Origin of the sequence: Leptotrichia sp. oral taxon 847, assembly GCF_001553645.1 — a bacterium.
GTDB lineage: Bacteria > Fusobacteriota > Fusobacteriia > Fusobacteriales > Leptotrichiaceae > Leptotrichia.
The window spans coordinates 1372487-1396216 of the sequence record NZ_CP014231.1 but is presented as its reverse complement, the minus strand read 5'-3'; the positions used below and the strand labels follow the sequence as shown (position 1 = coordinate 1396216).

Sequence of the window (23730 nt, the reverse complement as noted above, 5' to 3'; positions counted from 1 at the left end):
ATAAAAAGGGATAAAAATGGAAAATAATAAAGTTTTTATAGCTGGAGCTGGTTGTGGCGACGAAGAATTGATTACGCTAAAACTAAAGAAAATTATTGAAAAAGCCGACTGCATAATTTATGACAGACTTGTCAATACAAATATTTTAAAATATAAAAAAAATGATGCCGAACTCATTTATATGGGAAAAGAAAATTTTGAAGGTGGCGAGTTGCAAAAAAAGATAAATGAAAAAATTGTCGAAAAAGGGACTCAAAATTCTGAAAGTAAACCTAGAATTGTGCTTCGTCTAAAAGGTGGCGATCCATTTGTTTTCGGTCGTGGTGGAGAAGAAATTGAAGCGATTTTGGAAAATAACAAAAAAAATAATATTAAAATAGATTTTGAAGTGATTCCAGGAATTACTTCTGCAATCGCTGTGCCAGAATACGCTGGAATTCCAGTTACTCACCGAGGAATTAATACTTCTTTTCACATTTTTACAGGACACACAAGAGAAGATGGGAAAGAGCATGATTTTTCAAAAATTGCAAAATTAAAAGGAACGCTAATTTTTTTGATGGGTCTTTCAAACTTGGAAAAAATTACTCAAAGTCTTATAAAATACGGAAAAACCGAAGACACTCCAGTTGCCGTGATAAAAGATGGGACGACTTCTAAACAAAAGACATTTATTGGAAATTTAAAAAATATTTGTGAAATTGTACGAAAAAATAATGTTAAATCTCCTGTAATTATTGTGATTGGGGAAGTTGTAAAACTGCGAGAAAAAATGAAATGGTTTGAAAATAAAAAATTGTTTGGAAAAAATATTTTAATTACAAGAAACAAAAATAAACAAAAAAATATTTTGCAAAAAATAAACGAATTTGGCGGAAATGCACTTTTACTACCATTTATTGATATTGAATATTTAGATTTTGACTTGCCAGATCTAAAAAATTTTGACGCCATTTTATTTAACAGCGCAAATTCTGTAATTGGATTTATGAAAAAAATAAAAGATATGAGAATTTTGGCGAATGTAAAAATTGGTGTTGTCGGTGAAAAAACTGCCGAAGAAATAAAAAAATATAAAATTATTCCAGATTTTTATCCGAAAAAGTACACAGTCGAAAAATTGGCCTATGAAAGTACAAAATTTACATCTAAAAACGACAAAATTTTATTTGTAGTTTCAAATATTTCGCCAGTTAATACCAAAAAATATGGTGATTTATACGAAAGAAAATTTGAAAAAGTCGTAGTCTACAATACAAATGGCGTGAAACATGAAGAAGAAATTGTGGAAAACTATGTCAAAAAAAGTGATATTTTGATGTTTTTAAGTTCTTCAACATTTAAAAATTTTTGGCAAAATTTAAAAAATAAAAATTTATTAAATGAAAAAATTATCGCTTCAATCGGTCCCGTCACAACTAAAACTATTCAAAATTTAGGTTGTAATGTTCAAATTGAAGCAAAAAGATACACGGAAGACGGACTTTTTGAAGAAATATTAAAATATAAAAAATAATAAAATTGAGGTAAAAATATGGAAATTTATGGAATTGGAACCGATATTATCGAAATATCGAGAATAAAAAATGCAATAAATAACATAGCTTTATTCAAAAGTAAAGTTTACACAAAAAAAGAAATTGAATATATCGAAAAAAAAAGAAATCCATACGCAAGTTATGCGGGACGTTTTGCAGCAAAAGAAGCGGTTTCTAAAGCATTTGGAACAGGGGTGTACGGTTTTTCCCTAAGAGATATTGAAATTTTAAATGACGAATTGGGAAAACCCTATGTTACACTTTACGGAAAAATAAAGGAACTTGCAAAAAATCTCAAAATTCAGATAAGTATTTCGCATAGCAGAGAATATGCGGTTTCAACGGTAATCATTTACAAATGAACTATAACTAAAAATAAAATTATTTTAAAAATAAAATATCCATAATCTTGTGTAAATATATGCACAAATTAAGTAATATACAATTTTTTTAGCCTTACAAAAAAATTTACACTCTTACAATAAAAATACAGACTAGAAATATTTTAAATAACAAATTTTTCATTTGCTTTTAAAAATCTAAATTTTCTTATGTCTGTATAATTTTTTTATTTTTTGGAAAAAATCTTAATTTATATTCTTTGGCAGCTTTCCCGCTCAATTAATTCAATCGGTAAAAAAACTTTTTTATGATAGTCCCTTTTACCTTCCAATAATTCAATCAAAGAATTTACCGTTTCTTGAGCGATTAATTTTGTATCAATTTTTATTGTTGTCAAAGGCGGAATAGAATATTGTGATAATTTCAAATCGTTAAATCCTATTATTGATACGTCTTCGGGGATTTTTAACTTATTTTCTCTAATTGCTTTATATGCTCCCATTGCAATTGAATCATTTCCACAAAAAACTGCCGTTGGTCTATCTTCCAATTTTAAAATTTCTTTCATCATAATATAGCCACTTTCCATCGAAAAATCCCCAATCTGCAAATATTCCTCTCTATACAATCCATTTTTTACCATTATTTCCTTAAAATATTTCTCACGAAAATCCACTAAATTTTTTACGACTTTATTTCTTCCTACCAATAGTCCAATTTTTTTATGATTTAATTTAAAAATATAATTTAAAACTATTTCAACAGAATTTCTCATATCAAACTTGATATAATCTGTGATATTATCCGTGTCATATACATCTACGCAAATAATATTCTCATTTAAACTTTTAAAAAATTTCAATTTTTCCTTACTCGTTTCTCCAATGAAAATAACGGCATCTGTCAAAGAAAAATTTGATATTTCATTATATTTTATCAATTTTTCAATTTCTTCCAGATCAAAAAAATTCACTTTTGAAACTTTTTTCTTTAGCATATTTTCCAAATTTATTTTCAAAGAGACAAAATAAGGATCTTCGTTTTCAATTTTTTCATCAAAACACTTTATTACGGAAATATTTGACTGTGATATTCTATTTTTATTTTTCTTTCTTTCATAATTTAGTTGTTTTATGACTTTTAAAACTTTTTCTTTTGTAATTTTACTCACATTAAAACTGTCGTCATTGTTTAATATTCTGGAAACTGTTGTTATTGAAACTCCTGCTTTTTTTGCAACTTCTCTGATTGTAGCCATTTTGCCCTCCTTTCTATTAATTTAAAAATTTTATAATATTTTATTTTTTTATTTTATCAAGATTTTTTGAATAAAAACACAGCAAAAGTAAGAACTTTTTAAAGATTAAAAACTTAGTAATGAATATATTGCATAATAAAAAAAGCAAAAAATCATTTATTTAATCAAAAATTTTTACTACAAATGGGGATAACCCAAACTATCCCCAGTTTTTTTATTCAATTTCTTTTGTTTCCGCTACCTTTTTATACCAATAAGCACTTTTCTTCGGATAACGTTTTTGTGTTTCAAAGTCAACATAGAATAATCCATATCTCTTTTCATAGCCATTAGACCAAGAAAATACATCCATTAACGACCATAAGAAATATCCTTTTACATTAGCTCCATCTCTTATAGCGTCTGAAATTACTTCCAGATGTTGTCTTATGTAGTCAATTCTAGCATCATCATAAACTGTATTGTCTTCAAAAACGTCTTTATATCCTAAACCATTTTCAGTGATATAGATTTTTTTATAGTTTGGATAATCTTTTTTAACTCTAAAAATTTGATCGTAAAGTCCTTTTGGATAAATTATCCAATCCCAGTCAGTTCTTGGGATACTTTCATTGGCTTTTCTTTGTCCCACGCCTTTTATCTGATATTTGGAACTTCCCTTATTTCCAGTAGCGTTATGAATAATTTCAGTTTCACCATCATATTCAGCCATCCAGTCACTCATATAATAATTTATTCCAAGAAAATCATTCAAATCTTTTGCAGCTTTTAATATTTCAAAGTCTTCTTCTCTTAAATCTAATTTTCCGCCATTAACTTGCAAAATATGATTTACACCTTCCATTGTATTCTTTGAATATTCACCATTAAAAGTAGCATCCAAAATAAATTTATTATGAATAATGTCGTCTAGTTCTGCCGCTTTCACATCTTTTGGATTATTTGGATCATAGGGATATTTTGTTGGTAATGCACAGACCATGCCTATTTCTCCGTGATAGCCATTTTTCTTAAATAAATTAACTGCTTTTGCATGTGCTAAAACCATATTGTGGTGTGATTGAAATAATTTTTCAAAATCATATTTTATTCCTGGAGGAAATTTCCCAACAAGATATTGTCCTTCTCCAATAGGTCCTATTTCATTAAATGTTGTCCAATAGTTTACTTCACTAAATTCTTCAAAACAGAATTTCGCATAATTTACAAAGTGCTCTATATTTTCACGATTTAAAAAATCTCCGTTGGAGTGCAAAACTTCTGGTGTATCAAAATGGTGAAGAGTTACAAAAGGTTCTACTTTTCTTTTTTTACATTCTGCAAATAATTTATGATAAAATTCTACTCCTTTTGGATTTACTTCTCCATAGCCATTTGGAAAAATTCTTGACCATGCTATTGAAATTCTTATTCCATTTATATCGAATTCTTCGCAAAGTTTCAAATCAACTGGATATTGATGATAAAAATCACTCGCAGGTTCTGCTGTATACCAATAGTTTTCTTCTAAAAATTTATCCCATGCAACTGGTCCCTTCCCATCAATTTTGATTGCACCTTCAGCCTGATATGCCGCTGTTGCTCCTCCAAAAATAAAATCTTCTGGTAATTTTTTTGACATAATTAAACCTCCATAATTATATAAAACTATTACTTAGTATTAAAATATATTAATTAATCTTGAAATTGTGCTTGCACAAAGTCTAATGCACCTTTACCGTCACGGGTCAAACTAATATATTGAGCCCCTTCGGTTTTTGCTAACTTAATTCCTAACTTATCAGTTTCTGCTTTCATATCTTCAAAATTTGATGCAACTTGTGGCGCAAGAATAACTAAATCAAATTCAGGAAGTATTTCACGATGTGCACCATATCCACCTGCTGCGGCTTTAATAGGAACATCAAATTCCTTTGCCGCCTTATTTAAAGCATTTGCTAAAAGTCCACTGGTTCCCCCACCAGCACACAGTACAAGTACATTTGTTTCTTTTGTTATATTATTTTTAACGGCAGCAGTTTTTTCAACACCAGCTTTTTCAAGAATATTATCTGCTTTTTCAGTGTTGAAGTTTGCAGCAACTTTTTCTTTTAATTCGTTATTTGTAGTTCCTAGGCGTTCTTCTTCGAGAATTTGTTTATCGTATACTTTTATAAATGGATAATAAATAATAAAGTCCACAACAATTAAAAGTGCTGCTAAAATAAACGATAATACCTGAAGATTGGTTCCCAGTATTATTCCCAGTGGTCCTGGAGTTGTCCAGGGAAGATTAGCAGTAAAGCTGTTCATTCCAAGTACATCTATAAATATTTTAAAAATCCAAACATTTATTATTGGTGCAAAGATAAATGGTATAAAGAATACTGGATTTAATACAATTGGAGCACCAAATAAAATTGGTTCGTTTACACCAAAGAATGTAGGTACAACAGAAGCACGTCCAATAGCTTTATTTCTCTTAGATTTACAAATCCACATAAACATAAATGGTACTATCAAAGTAGCTCCAGTTCCTCCCATTGTAACTATAAACATTTGTGTTCCTGAAGTTAAGATTTTATCCGCATGTTGTCCAGCTCTCATAAGATTTAAATTTGCATCTATATTAGCATAAGTAACAACTGCAATAGCTGGTTCTACAATTGAAGGCCCGTGAATTCCAACAAACCAGAAGAACGCAAAAGCCCCAAATATAATAGTAATTCCTACATATCCATCAGCTGCTGAAAATAATGGTCCAAAAAGTTTACCTACTGCCTCTGCAACTCCTGTACCAATAAAATGACGTACAAGAATATCAAGAACATAAAGTGATACAACTGATAAAGTAAATGGTATTACATCTTTAAAAACTTGTGAGATATTAGGCGGAACTTCTGAAGGCATTTTAATAGTTACTTCATTTTTTATACAAAACTTATAAATTGTTACAGTTATAAATGATGCTAAAAACGCAGTTAAAAGTCCTTTTGTTCCCAAGAATCCAGTTGAAACTCCAGTTTTAGTTGGATCTGCTGCTAATAACAACAATCCAACCATTGAGGCTAAAAGCGTAGAAAGATAATTAATTTGATTAGTTGCTGGCATAGAACGGTTTACAGAATCTGTTAACGATTTAGCTGTTGTTCCAGCTACTAAAAATGCTAAGATTCCCATAGAATAACTATATGGTTTCATTAATAAAGCTTCTATACTTTTTGGCCAAAAAAATCCAAAAGCATTTGGAACATAAGCAACTAAAATAAAAATACTAGAAAATAATATAACTGGCATACCAGCTATAAAACCATCACGAATTGCTCTTAAATATATATTCCGAGATAATTTTTCAAAAAAAGGTTTTCCTTTTTCTATAAATTCAATCAGTTTTTCCATTACTTCGCTCCTCTTTTATATAATTCTATTAAATGTTTCATTAATTCTTTCAATAATATTGTTGTCATCAAATGGTCTTGCCCATGAACCATAATGAAACTAATTTCCAAATCTTCTCCAGCTGATTCTTTAGCTAAAATATCTGTTTGTGCATTATGTGCACCAACTAAGCATTCTTCAGCTTCTTTTACTAAATTTTCTGCTTCTTCAAATTCTCCATTTTGAGCTTTATTTAATGCAATCATTAATTTAGATCTTGCATCTCCTGCATAAGCTACTATTTCAAATCCAACCATTGTTACATCTTCTTTTGTCATAATTCTCTCCCTTTTAATATTTTTTATTTTCTATCTTGTTTTTTTTATTTCGATTTTTCTAAAATCTACTTTTCCTTCCAAGATGTTGCTGTTTTTTCAACTACTTCATTTAGTTCTTCAATATTCTTTCTTCCCGCAGTGTCCAGCCATTCCACAGTCGCCTTTTCGCCTTCCTTAGCAAACACTTCCACACCATTTGCCCAAGTCGCTCTTCCACACAATACTCCGTTAAATTTAGCACCTGAATCGTGAGCAAATTTTAATGTATCCTGAAAAAGTTTCGCACTTACTCCAGCACTTAGATAAATGTATGGCAATGATGTTGCTTCTTCCTGAAGTTTAAAGTAATTTGCAGCCTCCTCTTTTGTATAAACAGTTTCTCCATCAGCAAATCCTTCTACAAATTTCATATTTACAGGAACTTCTACTTTTAAAACATCAACATTGTATCTTGGATTTGAAAATTCTTTCATTGCTTCAATAACTTTTCTAGGTTTTACTTTCGCATATTCTGCTGTACTGTTGTCGTCAATTTTACAGTCGTAACTTAAAATTTCCAAAAAGAAGGGTATGTCTTCTGCAACACATTCGGCTCCTACTCTTTCCATATATGCTTTTTTCTGAATATTTATTTCTTCGCATTCGTCTACATCATAGTATAACAAGAATTTTACTGCATCCGCTCCTTCTTCTTTTAATCTTTTTGCAGACCATTCAACAAGGCAGTCTGGTAATCTTCCAACTGCATTCGCATCATATCCTGTTTTTTCATAAGCCAGCAATAATCCCGCATTTTTATCTCTAGCTTTTGCTGCATCCAATCCATATTCAGGATCTAACAAGATTGAAGAAGAATATTTTGTTAAATGTTTTGAAACTAATACTTTAAATTCTTTTATCTGTTCAGCAGTTGCTTCTTTTTCCTGATTTTTATTTATCATTTTTTTCAAGGCACCTCTTTGATCAATTGCTAGTGCCGATATAAAGCCATTTTTATCACTTAAATTTTCTAAATATTTTCTTTTTTGTGCTGATAATTTCATTATTTTTTCCTCCGTTTTTTTATACTTTTTAACAAAGAGATTTTTCTTCCTTGCTCTATAAATATTTTTTCTATTTGCTTTTTATCTTTGAAATTATATTTCCAAAATTTCTACTTCATTAAATAATTTGTCATAATTTTCCAAATTTACAAATCCTGTCAATTTTTCCATTGCATTTAACATTCCTAACGTATTAGCCTTCTTCAATAAATTTTCATCACTTGCATTTTCATAAATTGCCGATGTTATTCCTGCAACAGTTGAATCTCCAGAACCTACAGGATTTACAACTTTTATGTTAGGCACATTTACTTTATAAAATTTATCATTGCGTTTCGCAAAAGCTCCATCTGCTCCAAGTGAAACAATTATCCACTCAATTTTTTCAAATAATTTATCTTTTAAAACTTTTTTTAATTCATCTGGATTTTTAGATACGTCTTTTCCAATTAATTGTGATAACTCTTCTGTATTAGGTTTTATTACTTTTGGTTTATATTTATTTTTTAAAACTTCTAACAATGCTTTTCCAGAACAGTCCAATACAACTGATTTTTTATACTTTTCACAAATTCCAATCATTTTTGAATAATAGTTGATTTCCAATCCATCTGGTAAACTTCCTGAAATAGCGATAATTTTAATTTCTTTACTCTTCACTAATTTCTCAAAATGCTCCAAAAAATTATCACTTTCAGATTTTGTTATAGTCGGTCCTTTTTCTAAAATTTCAGTTTGATTTCCCTCGTGCAGAATTGCAATACAATTTCTAGTTTCCCCTGAAATTTCAAAAAAATTATTTTTAATCCCTTTTTCTAATAATTTCTTTTGAATATCTGTTCCTAAAGCACCACCTATAAGTCCAGTTGCAACAACTTCATCATTTAACTGTTTTAGCACTCTTGTAACATTTAACCCTTTTCCACCAGGTGTTTTGCTAACTTTAACTACTCTATTTACAGTATCTAAATTAAATTTCTCCAAGGGATATGAAATATCCACAGACGGATTCATCGTTACCGTCAAAATCATTTAACTAGCTCCTTTCTTAAAATCGAACTTAAGAAGAGAAAATATTATAAATTAACAGGTTTTTTTTAAGTCCGATTTTAAATTTCATTATACAATCAAAAAATTTTGAAAATAAATTTTAAATTTTTCTAGTCTTTATATTCCCCTCTGTCCCATTTTTCCAAAAATTCATCAAAGAAATCTTCATTTTTTTGTTCCGGATTCACAGTTTCCACCGCTTTAATTTTTTCAATTAATTTTTCACTTTCTTCAGTTTTTTTGTATTTTGCTTTTATAAAGGCTTCCACAATATCAAATAGTAATAATTTTCCAGTTATTGCACCACCAAATCCAATTACATTTGCATTCAAATGTTCTTTTGCATAAAGTGCTGAAGTCATATCTCTTACTAGAGCTGAACGGATTCCTGGAACTTTATTTACACTATTGTTGATTCCAACTCCTGTTCCACAAATACAAACACCCAAGTCAGCTTTTCCACTTACTACAGCTTCTCCAACTCTTCTACCATAAATTGGATAATGTGTTCTTGTAAAATCATAAGTTCCACAATCTAAAACTTCATAACCTTTTGATTTCAAAAAATCCGATAATGCCATTTTCACATCGGTTACTATGTGATCACATCCAATTGCAATTTTCATATTTTTTCCCATCCTTCATCATTTTTTTATTATTTTTAAACTAAATAAACTAACACATCTTATTTAACATATCCACTCTAATTTGATGTCTTCCTCCGTCGTAAGGAGCACTTAAAAAATCTTTTACGATATTTTTAGCAAGTCCTTTTGCAACAATTTCAGATCCTATTGTAATAATTCTAGAATTATTATGTCTTCTAGTCATATATGCTGATCTTTCATCCGAAACTTCCGCCGCAATCATTCCTTTTATTTTCGTAGCGACCATAAAACTTCCCGCACCATACGCATCAAACACAATTCCTAAATTTTCATCATCTGATAAAACTTCTTTTGCCACTGCACAAGTTGTATCTACAAAGTCTTTATCTTCTGACTTATCAACTACATCATAACCATTTTCCAAAAGATAATTTTTAATGTAGTTTTTTAATTCTCTTCCATCCACATCAGCACCTAGTATTACTTTCATCACAGCCATCTCCTTTATTTTAATGTTCTCTTACTTTTGAGTATACCTCAAAAAAAACAAAAAACAATAGTTTTTGTTCGTATTTCAAACATAAAATTGTTTATTTGTTTAGTAAACAAATTTTTTTATATAATATTTTCTATATAATTTAAGTGGCTTATTTTGAAGTAAACAAAGTTTTAGTTGCTATTTAGATAATAAAATAATATTTTTAACAAAAAGATAGCAAGAAGTCGTAGGCTTTCTACAAGTGGGAGATGAATTGCTTTTTTTTTATTGAAAAAAGGATACATCCATGATACAATTTTTGTATAAAATATCGAAGAGACGTTATAAATAATAAAATTTCTAAAGAAATAATTAGAAATAATATTCAAAATCAAAAGGAGGTGTAATTTTATGAAATATAATTTAGCATTCAAATACAGAATTTATCCAAATAAAGATCAAGAATTATTGATAAACAAGACTTTTGGATGTGTTCGTTTTGTTTACAATACGATTTTGTATACTGCTAATAAAATTTATGAAGAAACTGGAAAAAATAAAATAATTACACCTGCCAGTTTGAAAAGTGAAAATCAATTTTTGAAAGAAGTAGATAGTTTGGCACTTTCAAATGCTCAATTAAATGTAAAACGCTCGTTTACGAATTTTTTCCAGAAGAGAGCAAAGTTTCCAAGGTTCAAATCTAAAAAGAATAATGTTAAAAGTTATACGACAAATTGTGTGAACAATTCGATACGAATAGAGGAAAACAAATATTTGGTTTTGCCAAAATTGAAAAGAGTAAAATTGAAATATCATAGAGAAATACCAAAGAATTATAGAATAAAGTCGGTAACACTAACAAACAGTAATGGAAATTACTATGTTTCTATTTTGACGGAATTTGAAAAAGAAATCCAAAAAAATCCAAGTAATGATAAAGTGATTGGACTTGATTTTTCAATGTCTGAATTATTTGTCAGTTCTGAAAACCAAAGAGCTGATTATCCAAAATATTTTAAGATGTTGGAGAAAAAATTGAAAAAATTACAAAAATCATTATCGAGAAAAGTAAAATTTTCTAAAAATTGGTATAGACAAAAAGAGAAAATATCAAAACTACATGAGTATATCAAAAATTGTCGAAAAGATTTTTTACATAAATTATCAAAAAAATTGTCTGAAACGTATAATGCTGTGGTTGTTGAGGATTTGAATATGAAAGGGATGAGTCAGGCATTAAATTTTGGGAAAAGTGTAGGAGATAATGGATGGGGAATGTTTTTGAGGATGCTTGAATATAAGTTAATGTTTTTAGGGAAACAATTTTTGAAGATAGATAAGTGGTTTCCGTCATCGAAAACTTGTAGTAAATGTGGAAACGTTAAAGAAAAATTGAAATTATCAGAAAGAAGTTATAAATGTGAGTGCTGTGGAATTGAGATTGATAGAGATTACAATGCGGCACTGAATATAAAAAACATTGGAAAATTGATGTTGGAATATTAGGAAAATAAAAAAAACAGGGCAGGGACTGCCCGAAGAGCTTGGTAAATATATTTGGCTAGCAAAAGCAGATACTTCCCAAGAAGCTCCCGCTTTTAAAAGCGGGAGTAGTTCACCTTATTGATTTGAATTTAAGATTTGATATAAAAAAAGTACCTCCAAACTTTTAAGTTTTTTGGTACAGTTGTATTTTTTTAATTTTTGTTAAATAACTAAATTTACGTATTTCTCAATTTTATTTAATATTTCTTTTTCGGTATTATTTATTACGATTCCTGTCAATTTATCCAATGTGTAAAAGTTGATAAAATCTACTTTTTCAATTTTTGAATCATCCGCAAGTAAATATTTTTCTTCTGAATTATTTAAAACTATTTCTTGTGTGTAACTTTCTTCGAATGTAGATGTCATGATATCGTTTTCTTTTATTGCATTGCAGCTAAAAAACATTTTATTAAAATTCATATTTTTTAGCGTCATATTTGCTATTTCTCCCACAAACGACTTCGTTATTTTTCTAAACTCTCCTCCGACAAGAAACACATTGAAAGTCTCACTTTTTTTTTCAGACAAAATTTCAAAGATAGGTAAACAATTTGTCAAAACTCTAAGCGACTTAAGACTGATTTCTTTTGCCATTAATTCAACCGTTGTTCCAGGACCTAAAAAAATTGTATCTCCTTCTCCTAACAATTTTACAGCTTTTAGAGCTATTTCTCTCTTTTTTTCTATATTTAAGACATATTTATCCTCATGCGACAACTCCTTATACTGAAATGTATTTTTACTCTTAGCTCCCCCATGTGTCCTTTTTAATATTCCCAATTCCTCCAATTCAGTAAAATCACGCCTCACAGTCATATCGGAAACATTTAAGCTCGTAACTATCTCCGAAACTCTCACCGTTCCCTTTTTCTCAACTATTTTCGTTATCGCTTCTAATCGTTTATTTTTGCTTAGCATTTAAAAACACCCTCTTTTTTCAATTTAATTATTACAAAAATTATCATTATTAAACATAAAACTACATATTAATATTTTACCAAACTTCTTTTATTTTTCAAAGTATAAAATTTTCAAAAAATAAAAATAATAATTTTTAGTACAAATAAACTTATAAAAATGTTATAATAAACAAAGTTATAAACTAAGAAAGGATATAAAAAAAACTTTAAATGAGTATATTATCAGATATTGCAGTACCTGTTGCAAAATTAGTAAATGTTAAAAAATATAAAGAAAAAGATTTTTTAAATCCAAAAAGAAATACTGATTTTTTAAATAAAAAATTTTTTGATAAAACTCTGAATATAAAAGAACAATTTATTGACGGATTTCAAGTACTGACAATTTTTAAAAATAATACTAAAAATAAACACGTTATATTTTTACACGGCGGAGCATATGTGATGAAAGCCGTCAAAGGACATAAAATTATTATTGAAAAAATGGCAAAAAAGTATAATTTAAAAGTCACATTTATTGACTATCCCTTGGCGCCTGAAAATGACATTCAAAAAGCACATAAAATTTTATCAAAAACATACAAAAAAATTACTTCAAAATATAAAAATGACGAATTTTTTTTATTTGGAGATTCTTCTGGTGGAGGACTAGCACTATCTTTTTTACAGCAACTAAAAAATAGAAATGACGTCCCTTTTCCCAAAAAAACAGTATTGATGTCCCCTTGGGTTGACGTTTCTATGACAAATAGTGAAATTAAAAATTTTGAAGAGAAAGACCCGCTTCTACCATTAAATGGTTTAATAACGACGGGAAAACAATTTGCAGGAAATTTGAATACTCAAGACCCGTTAATTTCGCCGATATATGGAAATATGGACAATTTAAAAGATATTTTTCTAATTTTTGGCACAAATGAAATTTTTTATCCAGATTGTCTAAAACTAAATGATAAATTGAAAACTTCAACTGGAACGACTGTCAAAGTAAAGGTTGGAAAAAATATGTGTCACGACTGGATTTTAGCACCATTAAAAGAAACTAACGAAACTATTGATGAAATATGTAACTTTTATCTAAATTCATAAATTTTAGGAGGAACCTTGAAACAAACGACTGAAAATGATTTTGAAAAATCTATAAACAAAGAAAAAAATGAAAAAATTTTAAAAATTTATAAAACTATTAAACCTGAAATAAAAAAGGCAATCAAAGGTTATAAAGAGGCGTGGAATAAATCAGAAAAAGAAATTTTTGCAGAAATAGCATTTTGTATCTTAACTCCTCAATCCAAGGCAAAAAACGCCTGGAGTGCAATCACAACTCTTGTTGAAAATAATCTTTTATATACAGGAAACGCCACAGAAATAGTACATTACTTAAATATTGTAAGGTTCAAAAACAACAAAGCCAAGTACTTAATAGAACTAAGAAATTTAATGACAAGAGGTGAAAAACTTCAGCCAAAAAAAATATTATCTGAAATAAATGACACTTTTGAAAAAAGAAAATGGATTTTAAAAAACATAAAGGGAATGGGATTAAAAGAAGCAAGCCATGTTCTAAGAAATCTTGGATTTGGAGAAAACATAGCTATTTTAGATAGACATATATTAAGAAATTTAAATGAATTAAATGTTATTGATAGTATTCCAAAAACGATAACTGAAAAAAAATATTACGAAATAGAAGAAAAAATGAGAAATTATTCGAAATTTTGTAAAATAAATATGGACGAACTAGATTTAGTTCTATGGTACAAAGAAGCTGGAGAAGTTTTCAAATAAAAAAAGGCATTACAAAATCCAAAGATACCGATTCTAAAATATATTTAAACTTAGAAATAAGGAATTAAGAGTTGGTATTTTTTTATTTAAAAAAAAGTGGCGTCCCCGGTTGGACTTGAACCAACGGCCCTCTGATTAACAGTCAGATGCTCTAACCAGCTGAGCTACGGAGACGCAAAAAAGAAAAAGTTTGGCAATTACCTATTTTTCCTAGTAAACACTAAGTATCGTAGGCGTAAACAGACTTAACTTCCGGGTTCGAAATGTAGACCGGGTGTATCCCTGTTGCAATAGTCACCAAACAGAATATAAAGGGTATTGAAAAAAGGCAATGAGAAATAAATAGTAGGAGTAAAAGATAAAAAAAGCTTAAGTAATATTAGTACTGGTCAACTGAACGCATTGCTGCGCTTACATCTCCAGCCTATCGACCACATAGTCTATGTGGATACTGGGAATACTCATCTTAAAGGGGGTTTCTCGCTTAGATGCTTTCAGCGATTATCCTAACCAAACGTGACTACTCAGCCGTGCCACTGGCGTGACAACTGATACATCAGAGGTTTGTCCATCCCGGTCCTCTCGTACTAAGGACAGAACTTTTCAGTATTCCAGCGCCTGCAGTGGATAGGGACCGAACTGTCTCACGACGTTCTGAACCCAGCTCGCGTGCCTCTTTAATGGGCGAACAGCCCAACCCTTGGGACCTTCTCCAGCCCCAGGATGAGACGAGCCGACATCGAGGTGCCAAACACTTCCGTCGATATGGACTCTTGGGAAGTATCAGCCTGTTATCCCCGGGGTAGCTTTTATCCGTTGAGCGACGGCCCTTCCATTAGGGACCGCCGGATCACTAACTCCTACTTTCGTACCTGCTCGACCCGTCGGTCTTGCAGTCAAGCTCCCTTATGCGTTTGCACTCGAAGGCTGATTTCCATCCAGCCTGAGGGAACCTTTGAACGCCTCCGTTACTCTTTTGGAGGCGACCGCCCCAGTCAAACTGCCCACCTAGCACTGTCTCCGGGAAAGGATTAGAATTCCGACAACATATGGTTGGTATTCCAACAGTGACTCAGAAAAGACTGACGCCTTAACTTCGAAGTCTCCCAACTATCCTATACACACATTGTCAAAACCCAATGCCAAGCTACAGTAAAGCTCCACGGGGTCTTTCCGTCCTACTGCAGGTAGTCGGTATCTTCACCGACATTACAACTTCACCAGGTCTCCAGCCAAGACAGCTCTCAAATCATTTCACCATTCGTGCAGGTCGGAACTTACCCGACAAGGAATTTCGCTACCTTAGGACCGTTATAGTTACGGCCGCCGTTCACCGGGGCTTCAAATTGGAGCTCTCACTCCTCCTCTTAACCTTCCGGCACTGGGCAGGTGTCAGCCCATATACGTCGCCTTACAGCTTAGCATAGACCTGTGTTTTTGGTAAACAGTTGCTTGAGACTCTTCACTGCGGCCTGTTTCCCCTTGAGGTGTTTCTCCACTTAGGTATATCAGGCACCCCTTCTCCCGAAGTTACGGGGCTATTTTGCAGAGTTCCTTAGCTAGAGTTATCCTGTCGGCCTTAAGTTTCTCACTCTGTCCACCTGTGTCGGTTTAGGGTACGGGCACTGACGAGTCTTGTTAGAAGTTTTTCTAGGCAGTGTAGGATTTGTGACTTATGCAAAAGCACTTACCCGTAGGGTCTCACCTATAGGCACGCGGATTTACCTGCGTGCCCAGGCTAGGCCTTTAGAAAGGCTATTCCGACAGCCTTCTCACATACCTTACTGCGTCACTCCATCACTCAGACGACTGACAGTGGTATAGGAATATTAACCTATTTACCATTCGCAATCACATCTCTGCTTACGCTTAGGTCCCGACTTCCCCGGGGCGGACGAACCTTCCCCCGGAAACCTTGGACTTCCGGCCGGAGGGATTCTCGCCCTCCTTCTCGCTACTCATTCCTGCATTCTCACTTCTGATGTCTCCAGCAGGCCTTACGGCCAGCCTTCGTAGACCTACAGAACGCTCTCCTACCAAGCGGCAAAGCCGCTTCCACAGCTTCGGTTTATGTCTTTAGCCCCGTTACATCTTCGGCGCAGATACTCTCGACCAGTGAGCTATTACGCACTCTTTTAAGGAGTGGCTGCTTCTAAGCCAACCTCCTGGTTGTCTGTGAATATCCACCTCCTTTCCCACTTAGACATAATTAGGGACCTTAGCTGGTGGTCTGGGCTGTTTCCCTTTTGTCCATGGACCTTATCATCCATGGACTCACTCCGAATTAGTAATAAATGGTATTCGTAGTTTGCTTGATTTCGGTAAGCAATATGCCCCCTAGATCATACAGTGCTCTACCCCCACATATCTAAAATTCAGGCTGCACCTAAATGCATTTCGGAGAGAACGGGCTATTTCCTAGTTCGATTGGCTTTTCACCCCTAGACCTATCTCATCTCCCAACTTTTCAACGGCGGTGAGTTCGGCCCTCCACTGAGTCTTACCTCAGCTTCAGCCTGGACAGGCCTAGATCACTAGGTTTCGCGTCTATGACCAGCGACTAAATCGCCCTATTAAGACTTGGTTTCCCTTCGGCTTCATTAATTAACCTTGCCACTGATCATAACTCGCAGGATGATTAACCAAAATCCACGCAGTCACACATAAAGTGCTCCTACCGTTTGTAAGCACACGGTTTCAAATTCTATTTCACTCCCTTGCACAGGGTTCTTTTCACCTTTCCCTCACGGTACTCTTCACTATCGGTCAATAACAGTATTTAGCCTTACGTGATATGGTCCACGCAGATTCACGCCAAATTCCTCGTGCTTGACGCTACTCGGGAGTTTCAAATCATAGTACAGCATATACGACATACAGGACTATCACCTTCTATGGTTCAGCTTCCCATCTGATTCTTCTTACTGCTATGCTACTTAGACATTATGGCATAAGTCGGATGAAATCCCACGACCCCGTACCGGCAACGCTGCCAGCTTGGCACCGGTACGGTTTAGGCTTATCCCCGTTCGCTCGCCGCTACTGAGGGAATCGTTTTTACTTTCTTTTCCTCCTGTTACTTAGATGTTTCAGTTCACAGGCTTACCGCTTTCGCGCATACCATCTGGGTATGCAGGTTACCCCATTCGGAAATTCAGGTGTCATTGATTATGTGCATCTCGACCTGACTTATCGCAGCTTATCGCGTCCTTCATCGGCTGTTATTACCTAGGCATCCTCCGTGTGCTCTTAATTAGCTTTTTTTATTAACAGAATAAACTATTTTGTTGTAATCTTTTACCTACTATTCATTTCCCATTGTCCTTGAATTGGTGGAGATAAGCGGGTTCGAACCGCTGACCTCTGCCTTGCAAGGGCAGCGCTCTCCCAACTGAGCTATATCCCCATACAAAGAATGGTGGGCATGGCTGGACTCGAACCAGCGACCCCTGCGTTATCAGCACAGTGCTCTAACCACCTGAGCTACACGCCCAAAATCTAAAAGAAGAAGAAAGTGTATAAACAAACTCCTTAGAAAGGAGGTGATCCATCCGCACCTTCCGGTACGGATACCTTGTTACGACTTCACCCCAATCACTGTTCACACCTTAGATGCCTTCTTCCGAAAGGTTAGACCGGCAGCTTCAGGTGCAGACAACTCTCGTGGTGTGACGGGCGGTGTGTACAAGACCCGAGAACGTATTCACCGCAGCATTGCTGATCTGCGATTACTAGCGATTCCAACTTCATGAAGTCGAGTTGCAGACTTCAATCCGAACTTGGACTGGCTTTAGAGGTTAGCTAGGCATTGCTGCATTGCGTCTCTCTGTACCAGCCATTGTAGCACGTGTGTAGCCCAGATCATAAGGGGCATGATGACTTGACGTCATCCCCACCTTCCTCCTGCTCTTCGCAGGCAGTCTCGCTAGAGTCCCCAACTTAATGATGGCAACTAGCGATAGGGGTTGCGCTCGTTGCGGGACTTAACCCAACATCTCACGACACGAGCTGTCGACAGCCATGCACCACCTGTCACTCGGTTCCCGAGGGCACGGTGATATTGCTATCACCTACCGAGGATGTCAAGATCTGGTAAGGTTCCTCGCGTTGCGTCGAATTAAACCACATGCTCCACCGCTTGTGCGGGTCCCCGTCAATTCCTTTGAGTTTCAGCCTTGCGGCCGTACTCCCCAGGCGGATTACTTATCGCATTAACTTCGGCACGGACACTCTTCATGCCCACACCCAGTAATCATCGTTTACAGCTAGGACTACCAGGGTATCTAATCCTGTTTGCTCCCCTAGCTTTCGCACTTGAGCGTCAGTTATCGTCCAGTGAACTATCTTCATCATCGGCATTCCTGCACATATCTACGAATTTCACCTCTACTCGTGCAGTTCCGTCCACCTCTCCAATACTCTAGCAAAGCAGTTTCCAAGGCAAGCTATTGGTTGAGCCAATAGTTTTCACCTCGGACTTGCAAAGCCGCCTAGATGCCCTTTATGCCCAATAATTCCGGATAACGCTTGCGACATACGTATTACCGCGGCTGCTGGCACGTATTTAGCCGTCGCTTCTTTAGCAGGTACAGTCAGGACTTCGTCCCTGCTGAAAGCACTTTACGATCCGAAGACCTTCATCGTGCACACAGAATTGCTGGATCAGGGTTGCCCCCATTGTCCAATATTCCCCACTGCTGCCTCCCGTAGGAGTAAGGGCCGTATCTCAGTCCCCTTGTGGCCGTCCACCCTCTCAGGCCGGCTACCTATCATAGCCTTGGTAAGCCGTTACCTTACCAACAAGCTAATAGGACGCAAAGCTCTCGGATGGCATTGCTTTTCATGAGCCGGCTATGCGGCAGGCTCATAATATCTGGTATTATCAGTCGTTTCCGACTGTTATCCCGGACCATCCGGCAAGTTCTTTACGCGTTACTCACCCGTCCGCCATGGTTAACGCGGTGCAAGCACCGTTTCCCCATAGACTTGCATGTGTTAAGCATTCTGTCAGCGTTCATCCTGAGCCAGGATCAAACTCTTCATTCAACAATATATTAAATTTCACCTTACATATTTTTTAATCTATCACACTTAAATTCTTCTTCTTTTTCATTGTCCTTTTGCGACACTTTTTGTATCGACGAAATATATTATATCAAAGATTTTTTTCCTTGTCAACTACTTTTTTCTTATTTTTTGGTTTTTTTATAGAAATACATCGTTTTTATAAATGGTTTTTCTATTTTAATTATTTTCTGTTTAAAAATTTATTTATTTTGTTGAATTTTTTTTATGATTTTTAACAATAATTCCCTTGGAAATACTTTACTCGTTAAAACTGAAACTTTGTTTAAATATCCTGGAATTATGATTTTTTTACCTTTTTTTAAGCCATTAAAAGCTATTTTTGCAACTTTTTCAGCTGACATCATTTTTATTTTATCTGTGAATTTCTTTGTTTTTGACATTTTTTCAAATTCCGTAATTGTTGGTCCTGGACAAAGTGTGGAAATTTTTATATTTGTATTTTTTAATTCATACCTAATTCCTTCACTAAAAGATAACATAAAACTTTTACTTGCATAATAAGTTGCCATTAACGGCCCTGCTGGTTGAAATGCCGCTGTTGACGCAACATTTAAAATTGTACCTCTTTTTTGTTTCTTCATCTTGTTTAAAAATATTTTTGTAAGTTTTACAACTGCTATTATGTTTAAATTTAACATTTTTTCTATCTTTTCCATTTCCTTGTGCGACAATTCTAAAAAATTTCCATACACCCCTATTCCCGCATTATTTATTAATATGTCTATCTCTATATTGTCATTTTCCAATAAAAAAAACAATTTTTTTGGTGCTTTGCTTTCAGAAAGATCCATTTCTATAATTTTTATTTGAATTTTGGAATTACTTTTTTTTATTTCACGCTTTAATTGCTTCAATTTTTCAATTCTTCTGGCAACTAAAACTAAATTGTAATTATTTTTTGCATAAATTTTTGCCAACTCATAGCCAATTCCGCTACTTGCTCCTGTTATTAAAACCGTTTCCATATATTTCCCTTAACTATTTTTTCTCAAAAATAAATAACCTCAAAAATAAATTTCAAGGTTATTTTTTATTGATTTTTTTAAAATAAAATATCTACATTATCTGTTTCAAAAATTAAATTTTTTTCAATTTTATTTTTTATATCTTCATAAAAATCTATAAAACATTTTTCAAATTTATCATTTAATTCTTTTAACTTATTTTTGCATTCAATTCCTAAATTGTTATTTTTTAAAATGTCTTTGACTCTTTCATTTATCAAAAGTACTTCATTTATTGAAATTCGTCCACTATAACCATTGCTGCATCCCGTACACCCTAATCCACCGCATTTTTGACATTTTTTTTGCACTAATCTCTGACCCACTACTCCTATCAAAGAATCTAAAATTAAGTATTTGGGAATTCCCATATCCACTAATCTCACAATTGTTGAAACAGCGTCATTTGTATGAATTGTTGAAATGACTAAATGACCAGTTAGCGCAGCTCTTACTGCAATTTCTGCCGTCACTTCGTCCCGAATTTCTGAGATAACTATGACATCTGGGTCATTTCTCAATGTTGCCTTTAAAACTTCTGAAAAAGTTACGCCTATTTCGTTGTTTATTTGAACTTGCACTATTCCATTAATTTTAATTTCCACGGGATCTTCCACAGTTATTATTTTTCTTTTTCCATCATTGATTTTATTTATCATTGATTGAAGTGTAGTCGATTTTCCAGAACCAGTTGGACCACTCACTAAAATAAGGCCATGTTTTCTTGATAGAATTTTTTTTACTAATTTTATACTCTCTTCAAGAAATCCAAGCGTTTCCAATTTTACATCATCCAAATAATTTTCCAAAATTCTAAGCACGATACTTTCTCCATAAAAAGTCGGCATATACGCTGCTCTTATATCAAATCTTCTATCTTTTAGTGAAATTGAAAAACTTCCATCCTGCGGCTTTCTTTTTTCAGCGACATTCATTTGCGACAATATTTTTATTCTGGAAATTATTTCCACAATATTTTTTTCCAATAAATTTTTGTTTATATTTTTGTATAAATTTGAATTTTCTGTAAGATAACCATCTTTTCGGTATTTTATTTCCATTCCCTCAATGTTGTCATATTTTATGTGTATATCACTTGCATTTTCAAAAATTCCTGTCTTTAAAATTTCATTTACATATGAAATAACATTTTTTGAAATGATGTTATTTTTGTTTTCCATAAAGTTCCCCCAAACCCTTTTATTTTATTATGTTTCTTTTTTTATTTTTTCTTAATTGTTTTTCCGTTTTTAACTTCTTCTAAAACAGTTTCAGTCTGCTTTTTTAGCGTCTTAAATAACCCTTTTTTTATTAAATTGTACCATTTTAATGTTGCAACTTGCGTGTCAATCCCTTTTATTGTCTCATTTAGCTGCAACTTAAAAAAATCTATTTCCTCATACGAAAATTTTACATCTTTTGTTTTTTCTTTTTTATTTTCTTTTGTAATTCTCACCTCTTTTTCCAAATAATTAAAAAAACTAAAAAGATTTGGTAATTGTCTTTCATATTGTGCCATTGCTTTTTTCATTTCCTCAATCATTTTTGCAACATAACCTCTTGACATTTTTGAAAAAGTTACTGTCACTCTTCTTTTCCCTTTTCCAATTTTTTGAACTAATTGCTGCATTTTAGCTTGTGCTTTTTGATTTATCAAATCCATATTGCTTACAGAATTAGGATTCACTACTTTTGCCATATATTCTCCTTTTATTAAAATTTTAATTTTCAATTTATTAATCTAAATTTTTTTCTATTTCTTCAAATAAAATATTTCCTTGCCGCAGCAAAGTTAATTTCCCGTTTTCGTATTTCACAATTGTTGATGGTTTTCCTGTCAAATTTTCATTTTTTTCATCAAAAATTACTGCATCCGATTTTTCTTGTATTTCAAAATCCAAATTTTTAATCTTGGAAACAGAATTTTTTCCAGAAATATTAGCACTCGTTGTAAGTAAAACTCCTCCAGACTTTTCAATTAATTCCAAAACCAATTTATTTTTAGGAATTCTTATACCAATAGTTGTCATTTGCACATCAAATTTTTTTGTAAAATCTCTATTTGCACGAAAAATTACCGTCAACTCTCCAGGCCAGTATTTTTCCAATACTTTATTTATTTTTGACATATTTTCACAAGACTCTTGTACTAAATTTTTTAATACTTTTATATCACTTATCAACGCAATTATTTTTTTACTATAATCTCTTTTTTTTATTTTGTAAATTTTTGCAACAGATTCTTTTTGCGGAAGAGTTCCAATTCCATAGACTGTATCCGTTGGGAATATGACAACTCCTCCATTTTTTATCACTCTTACAGCCTCTTTTACAGTAGCGCTTCTTCTTTTATTTTTTCCCATAATTTATTTTTGTTCCGTAGATGTTGCCGGCATTTCAAACAAATCACTGATTGCTTCACTTGTTGCTATTCTTTTTATTGTTTCTGCAAACATTTTACTCGTTGTAAGTATTCTTAATTTATCAAATTTTTTGTCTTCAGGCAATTCTATGCTATCTGTTATGACAACTTCTGTAAACGCCGAATCTTTTAACCTTTCAACAGCAGGCCCTGAAAACACTGCATGTGTCGCACATCCGTAAACTTCTGTCGCTCCTTTATCTATTAATGCTTGAGCTGCATTGCAAATTGTTCCAGCTGTATCAATCATATCGTCGATTAAAATTGCTTTTTTACCTTTTACATCCCCAATTATGTTCATAACTTCTGATACATTTGCTTTTGCTCTTCTTTTATCAATTATTGCAAGTGGAGTATGCAGCCAATTCGCAAGGCCTCTTGCTCTTTTTACGCCACCTACATCAGGTGATACAACAACTGTGTCTTCTGGACTAAATCCATATTTTATAAAATGTTTTGCTAAAATTGGAAGTGCTGCCATATGGTCCACTGGAATATCAAAGAATCCCTGGATTTGTCTTGCGTGCAAATCCATTGTAATAACTCTTGTTGCTCCTGCAACTGTCAATAAATTTGCAACTAATTTTGATGTAATCGGCTCTCTGGGACTTGCTTTTCTATCTTGCCTTGCGTATCCATAATAAGGCATAACTGCTATAATTTCTTTTGCTGAAGCTCTTTTTAGCGCATCAATAAATATTAAAAGTTCCATTAAGCTTTCATTTACTGGTTTTGAAGTCGACTGTACAACAAATACTTTACAACCTCTCACACTTTCATTTGATTTTACAAATGTTTCTCCGTCCGCAAATTTTACTATTTGAATTGAGGCTAGTTCCATATCTAAATAATTTGCAATTTTTTCGGCTAATTTTTTACTTGAAGAACCTGCAAATATCCTCATTCTTTCTTTGTCTTTCGATGATAATGAAATCATTTTTTATT

Annotated in this window: 19 protein-coding genes, 3 tRNA genes and 3 rRNA genes; 5 read left to right on the top strand and 20 right to left on the bottom strand. The window is 32.9% G+C overall.

Annotated elements, in window-relative coordinates; genetic code table 11:
* Positions 1–16 precede the first annotated feature (16 nt).
* Positions 17–1516, top strand: coding sequence for a uroporphyrinogen-III C-methyltransferase (gene cobA, locus AXF11_RS06495; protein ID WP_068156089.1), 1500 nt, complete (start codon positions 17–19; stop codon positions 1514–1516).
* A gap of 18 nt (positions 1517–1534) precedes the next feature.
* The gene (gene acpS / locus AXF11_RS06490; protein WP_068156086.1) at positions 1535–1900 is read left to right on the top strand and encodes a holo-ACP synthase; all 366 of its coding nucleotides are present in this window, start codon (positions 1535–1537) and stop codon (positions 1898–1900) included.
* A 230-nt stretch (positions 1901–2130) separates the two neighbouring features.
* Here the strand turns inward: acpS and AXF11_RS06485 are convergent, their stop codons facing one another.
* From AXF11_RS06485 to lacA, 8 genes are all read right to left on the bottom strand, one after another.
* A complete protein-coding gene (locus AXF11_RS06485; protein ID WP_068156083.1) occupies positions 2131–3138 on the bottom strand; it encodes a LacI family DNA-binding transcriptional regulator in 1008 nt (335 codons plus the stop codon).
* A gap of 214 nt (positions 3139–3352) precedes the next feature.
* Positions 3353–4759, bottom strand: coding sequence for a 6-phospho-beta-galactosidase (gene lacG / locus AXF11_RS06480; RefSeq protein WP_068156079.1), 1407 nt, complete (start codon positions 4757–4759; stop codon positions 3353–3355).
* Positions 4760–4812: 53 nt separating this feature from the next.
* A complete protein-coding gene (locus tag AXF11_RS06475; protein WP_068156076.1) occupies positions 4813–6516 on the bottom strand; it encodes a lactose-specific PTS transporter subunit EIIC in 1704 nt (567 codons plus the stop codon).
* Positions 6516–6833 (bottom strand): PTS lactose/cellobiose transporter subunit IIA, encoded by a 318-nt coding sequence (locus tag AXF11_RS06470; protein ID WP_068156073.1) that lies wholly within the window; start codon positions 6831–6833, stop codon positions 6516–6518. The genes AXF11_RS06475 and AXF11_RS06470 overlap by 1 nt, the downstream gene beginning before the upstream one ends.
* A gap of 65 nt (positions 6834–6898) precedes the next feature.
* Positions 6899–7876: a tagatose-bisphosphate aldolase gene (lacD, locus tag AXF11_RS06465; protein WP_068156072.1), complete on the bottom strand. Its 978-nt coding sequence runs from the start codon at positions 7874–7876 to the stop codon at positions 6899–6901.
* A 93-nt stretch (positions 7877–7969) separates the two neighbouring features.
* A complete protein-coding gene (locus AXF11_RS06460; protein ID WP_068156070.1) occupies positions 7970–8908 on the bottom strand; it encodes a tagatose-6-phosphate kinase in 939 nt (312 codons plus the stop codon).
* A gap of 128 nt (positions 8909–9036) precedes the next feature.
* On the bottom strand, positions 9037–9552 hold the full coding sequence (lacB, locus tag AXF11_RS06455; RefSeq protein WP_060918037.1) for a galactose-6-phosphate isomerase subunit LacB: 516 nt from the start codon (positions 9550–9552) through the stop codon (positions 9037–9039).
* A gap of 49 nt (positions 9553–9601) precedes the next feature.
* Positions 9602–10024, bottom strand: coding sequence for a galactose-6-phosphate isomerase subunit LacA (gene lacA / locus AXF11_RS06450; RefSeq protein WP_068156067.1), 423 nt, complete (start codon positions 10022–10024; stop codon positions 9602–9604).
* A 399-nt stretch (positions 10025–10423) separates the two neighbouring features.
* Here lacA and AXF11_RS06445 point away from each other — a divergent pair, with 399 nt between their 5' ends.
* The gene (locus tag AXF11_RS06445) at positions 10424–11521 is read left to right on the top strand and encodes an RNA-guided endonuclease TnpB family protein (protein WP_068156065.1); all 1098 of its coding nucleotides are present in this window, start codon (positions 10424–10426) and stop codon (positions 11519–11521) included.
* Positions 11522–11722: 201 nt separating this feature from the next.
* Here the strand turns inward: AXF11_RS06445 and AXF11_RS06440 are convergent, their stop codons facing one another.
* Positions 11723–12481 (bottom strand): DeoR/GlpR family DNA-binding transcription regulator, encoded by a 759-nt coding sequence (locus AXF11_RS06440; RefSeq protein WP_068156062.1) that lies wholly within the window; start codon positions 12479–12481, stop codon positions 11723–11725.
* A 212-nt stretch (positions 12482–12693) separates the two neighbouring features.
* Here AXF11_RS06440 and AXF11_RS06435 point away from each other — a divergent pair, with 212 nt between their 5' ends.
* Both AXF11_RS06435 and AXF11_RS06430 read left to right on the top strand, forming a co-directional pair.
* Positions 12694–13572: an alpha/beta hydrolase fold domain-containing protein gene (locus AXF11_RS06435; protein WP_068156059.1), complete on the top strand. Its 879-nt coding sequence runs from the start codon at positions 12694–12696 to the stop codon at positions 13570–13572.
* A 15-nt stretch (positions 13573–13587) separates the two neighbouring features.
* Positions 13588–14271 carry an N-glycosylase/DNA lyase gene (locus AXF11_RS06430; RefSeq protein WP_231724661.1) on the top strand — a complete coding sequence of 228 codons (684 nt, stop codon included), beginning with the start codon at positions 13588–13590 and terminating at the stop codon, positions 14269–14271.
* Between the two features lie 97 nt (positions 14272–14368).
* On the opposite strand, the gene AXF11_RS06425 is transcribed toward AXF11_RS06430, so the two are convergent.
* The 11 genes from AXF11_RS06425 to AXF11_RS06375 form a co-directional block, all read right to left on the bottom strand.
* Positions 14369–14445, bottom strand: a tRNA-Asn gene (locus AXF11_RS06425).
* Between the two features lie 14 nt (positions 14446–14459).
* Positions 14460–14573, bottom strand: a 5S ribosomal RNA gene (gene rrf, locus AXF11_RS06420).
* Between the two features lie 57 nt (positions 14574–14630).
* Positions 14631–17535: ribosomal RNA gene (locus tag AXF11_RS06415) — 23S ribosomal RNA — on the bottom strand.
* A 66-nt stretch (positions 17536–17601) separates the two neighbouring features.
* Positions 17602–17677 (bottom strand) — tRNA-Ala (locus AXF11_RS06410).
* A gap of 10 nt (positions 17678–17687) precedes the next feature.
* Positions 17688–17764 (bottom strand) — tRNA-Ile (locus tag AXF11_RS06405).
* Positions 17765–17806: 42 nt separating this feature from the next.
* Positions 17807–19317 (bottom strand): 16S ribosomal RNA (locus AXF11_RS06400).
* Together the 16S, 23S and 5S rRNA genes with 3 tRNA genes alongside form the textbook arrangement of a ribosomal RNA operon.
* 221 nt (positions 19318–19538) lie before the next feature.
* Positions 19539–20324, bottom strand: a complete 786-nt coding sequence (locus AXF11_RS06395) for an SDR family NAD(P)-dependent oxidoreductase (protein WP_068156058.1) — start codon at positions 20322–20324, stop codon at positions 19539–19541.
* Between the two features lie 77 nt (positions 20325–20401).
* Entirely contained in the window at positions 20402–21544 is a 1143-nt protein-coding gene (locus tag AXF11_RS06390; RefSeq protein ID WP_068156055.1) for a GspE/PulE family protein, read from the bottom strand.
* 41 nt (positions 21545–21585) lie between these two features.
* Positions 21586–22062: a viral A-type inclusion protein gene (locus AXF11_RS06385; RefSeq protein WP_068156051.1), complete on the bottom strand. Its 477-nt coding sequence runs from the start codon at positions 22060–22062 to the stop codon at positions 21586–21588.
* A 37-nt stretch (positions 22063–22099) separates the two neighbouring features.
* On the bottom strand, positions 22100–22726 hold the full coding sequence (locus tag AXF11_RS06380; protein ID WP_068156048.1) for an L-threonylcarbamoyladenylate synthase: 627 nt from the start codon (positions 22724–22726) through the stop codon (positions 22100–22102).
* A 3-nt stretch (positions 22727–22729) separates the two neighbouring features.
* Positions 22730–23722 (bottom strand): ribose-phosphate diphosphokinase, encoded by a 993-nt coding sequence (locus tag AXF11_RS06375; RefSeq protein WP_068156046.1) that lies wholly within the window; start codon positions 23720–23722, stop codon positions 22730–22732.
* Positions 23723–23730 lie beyond the last annotated feature (8 nt).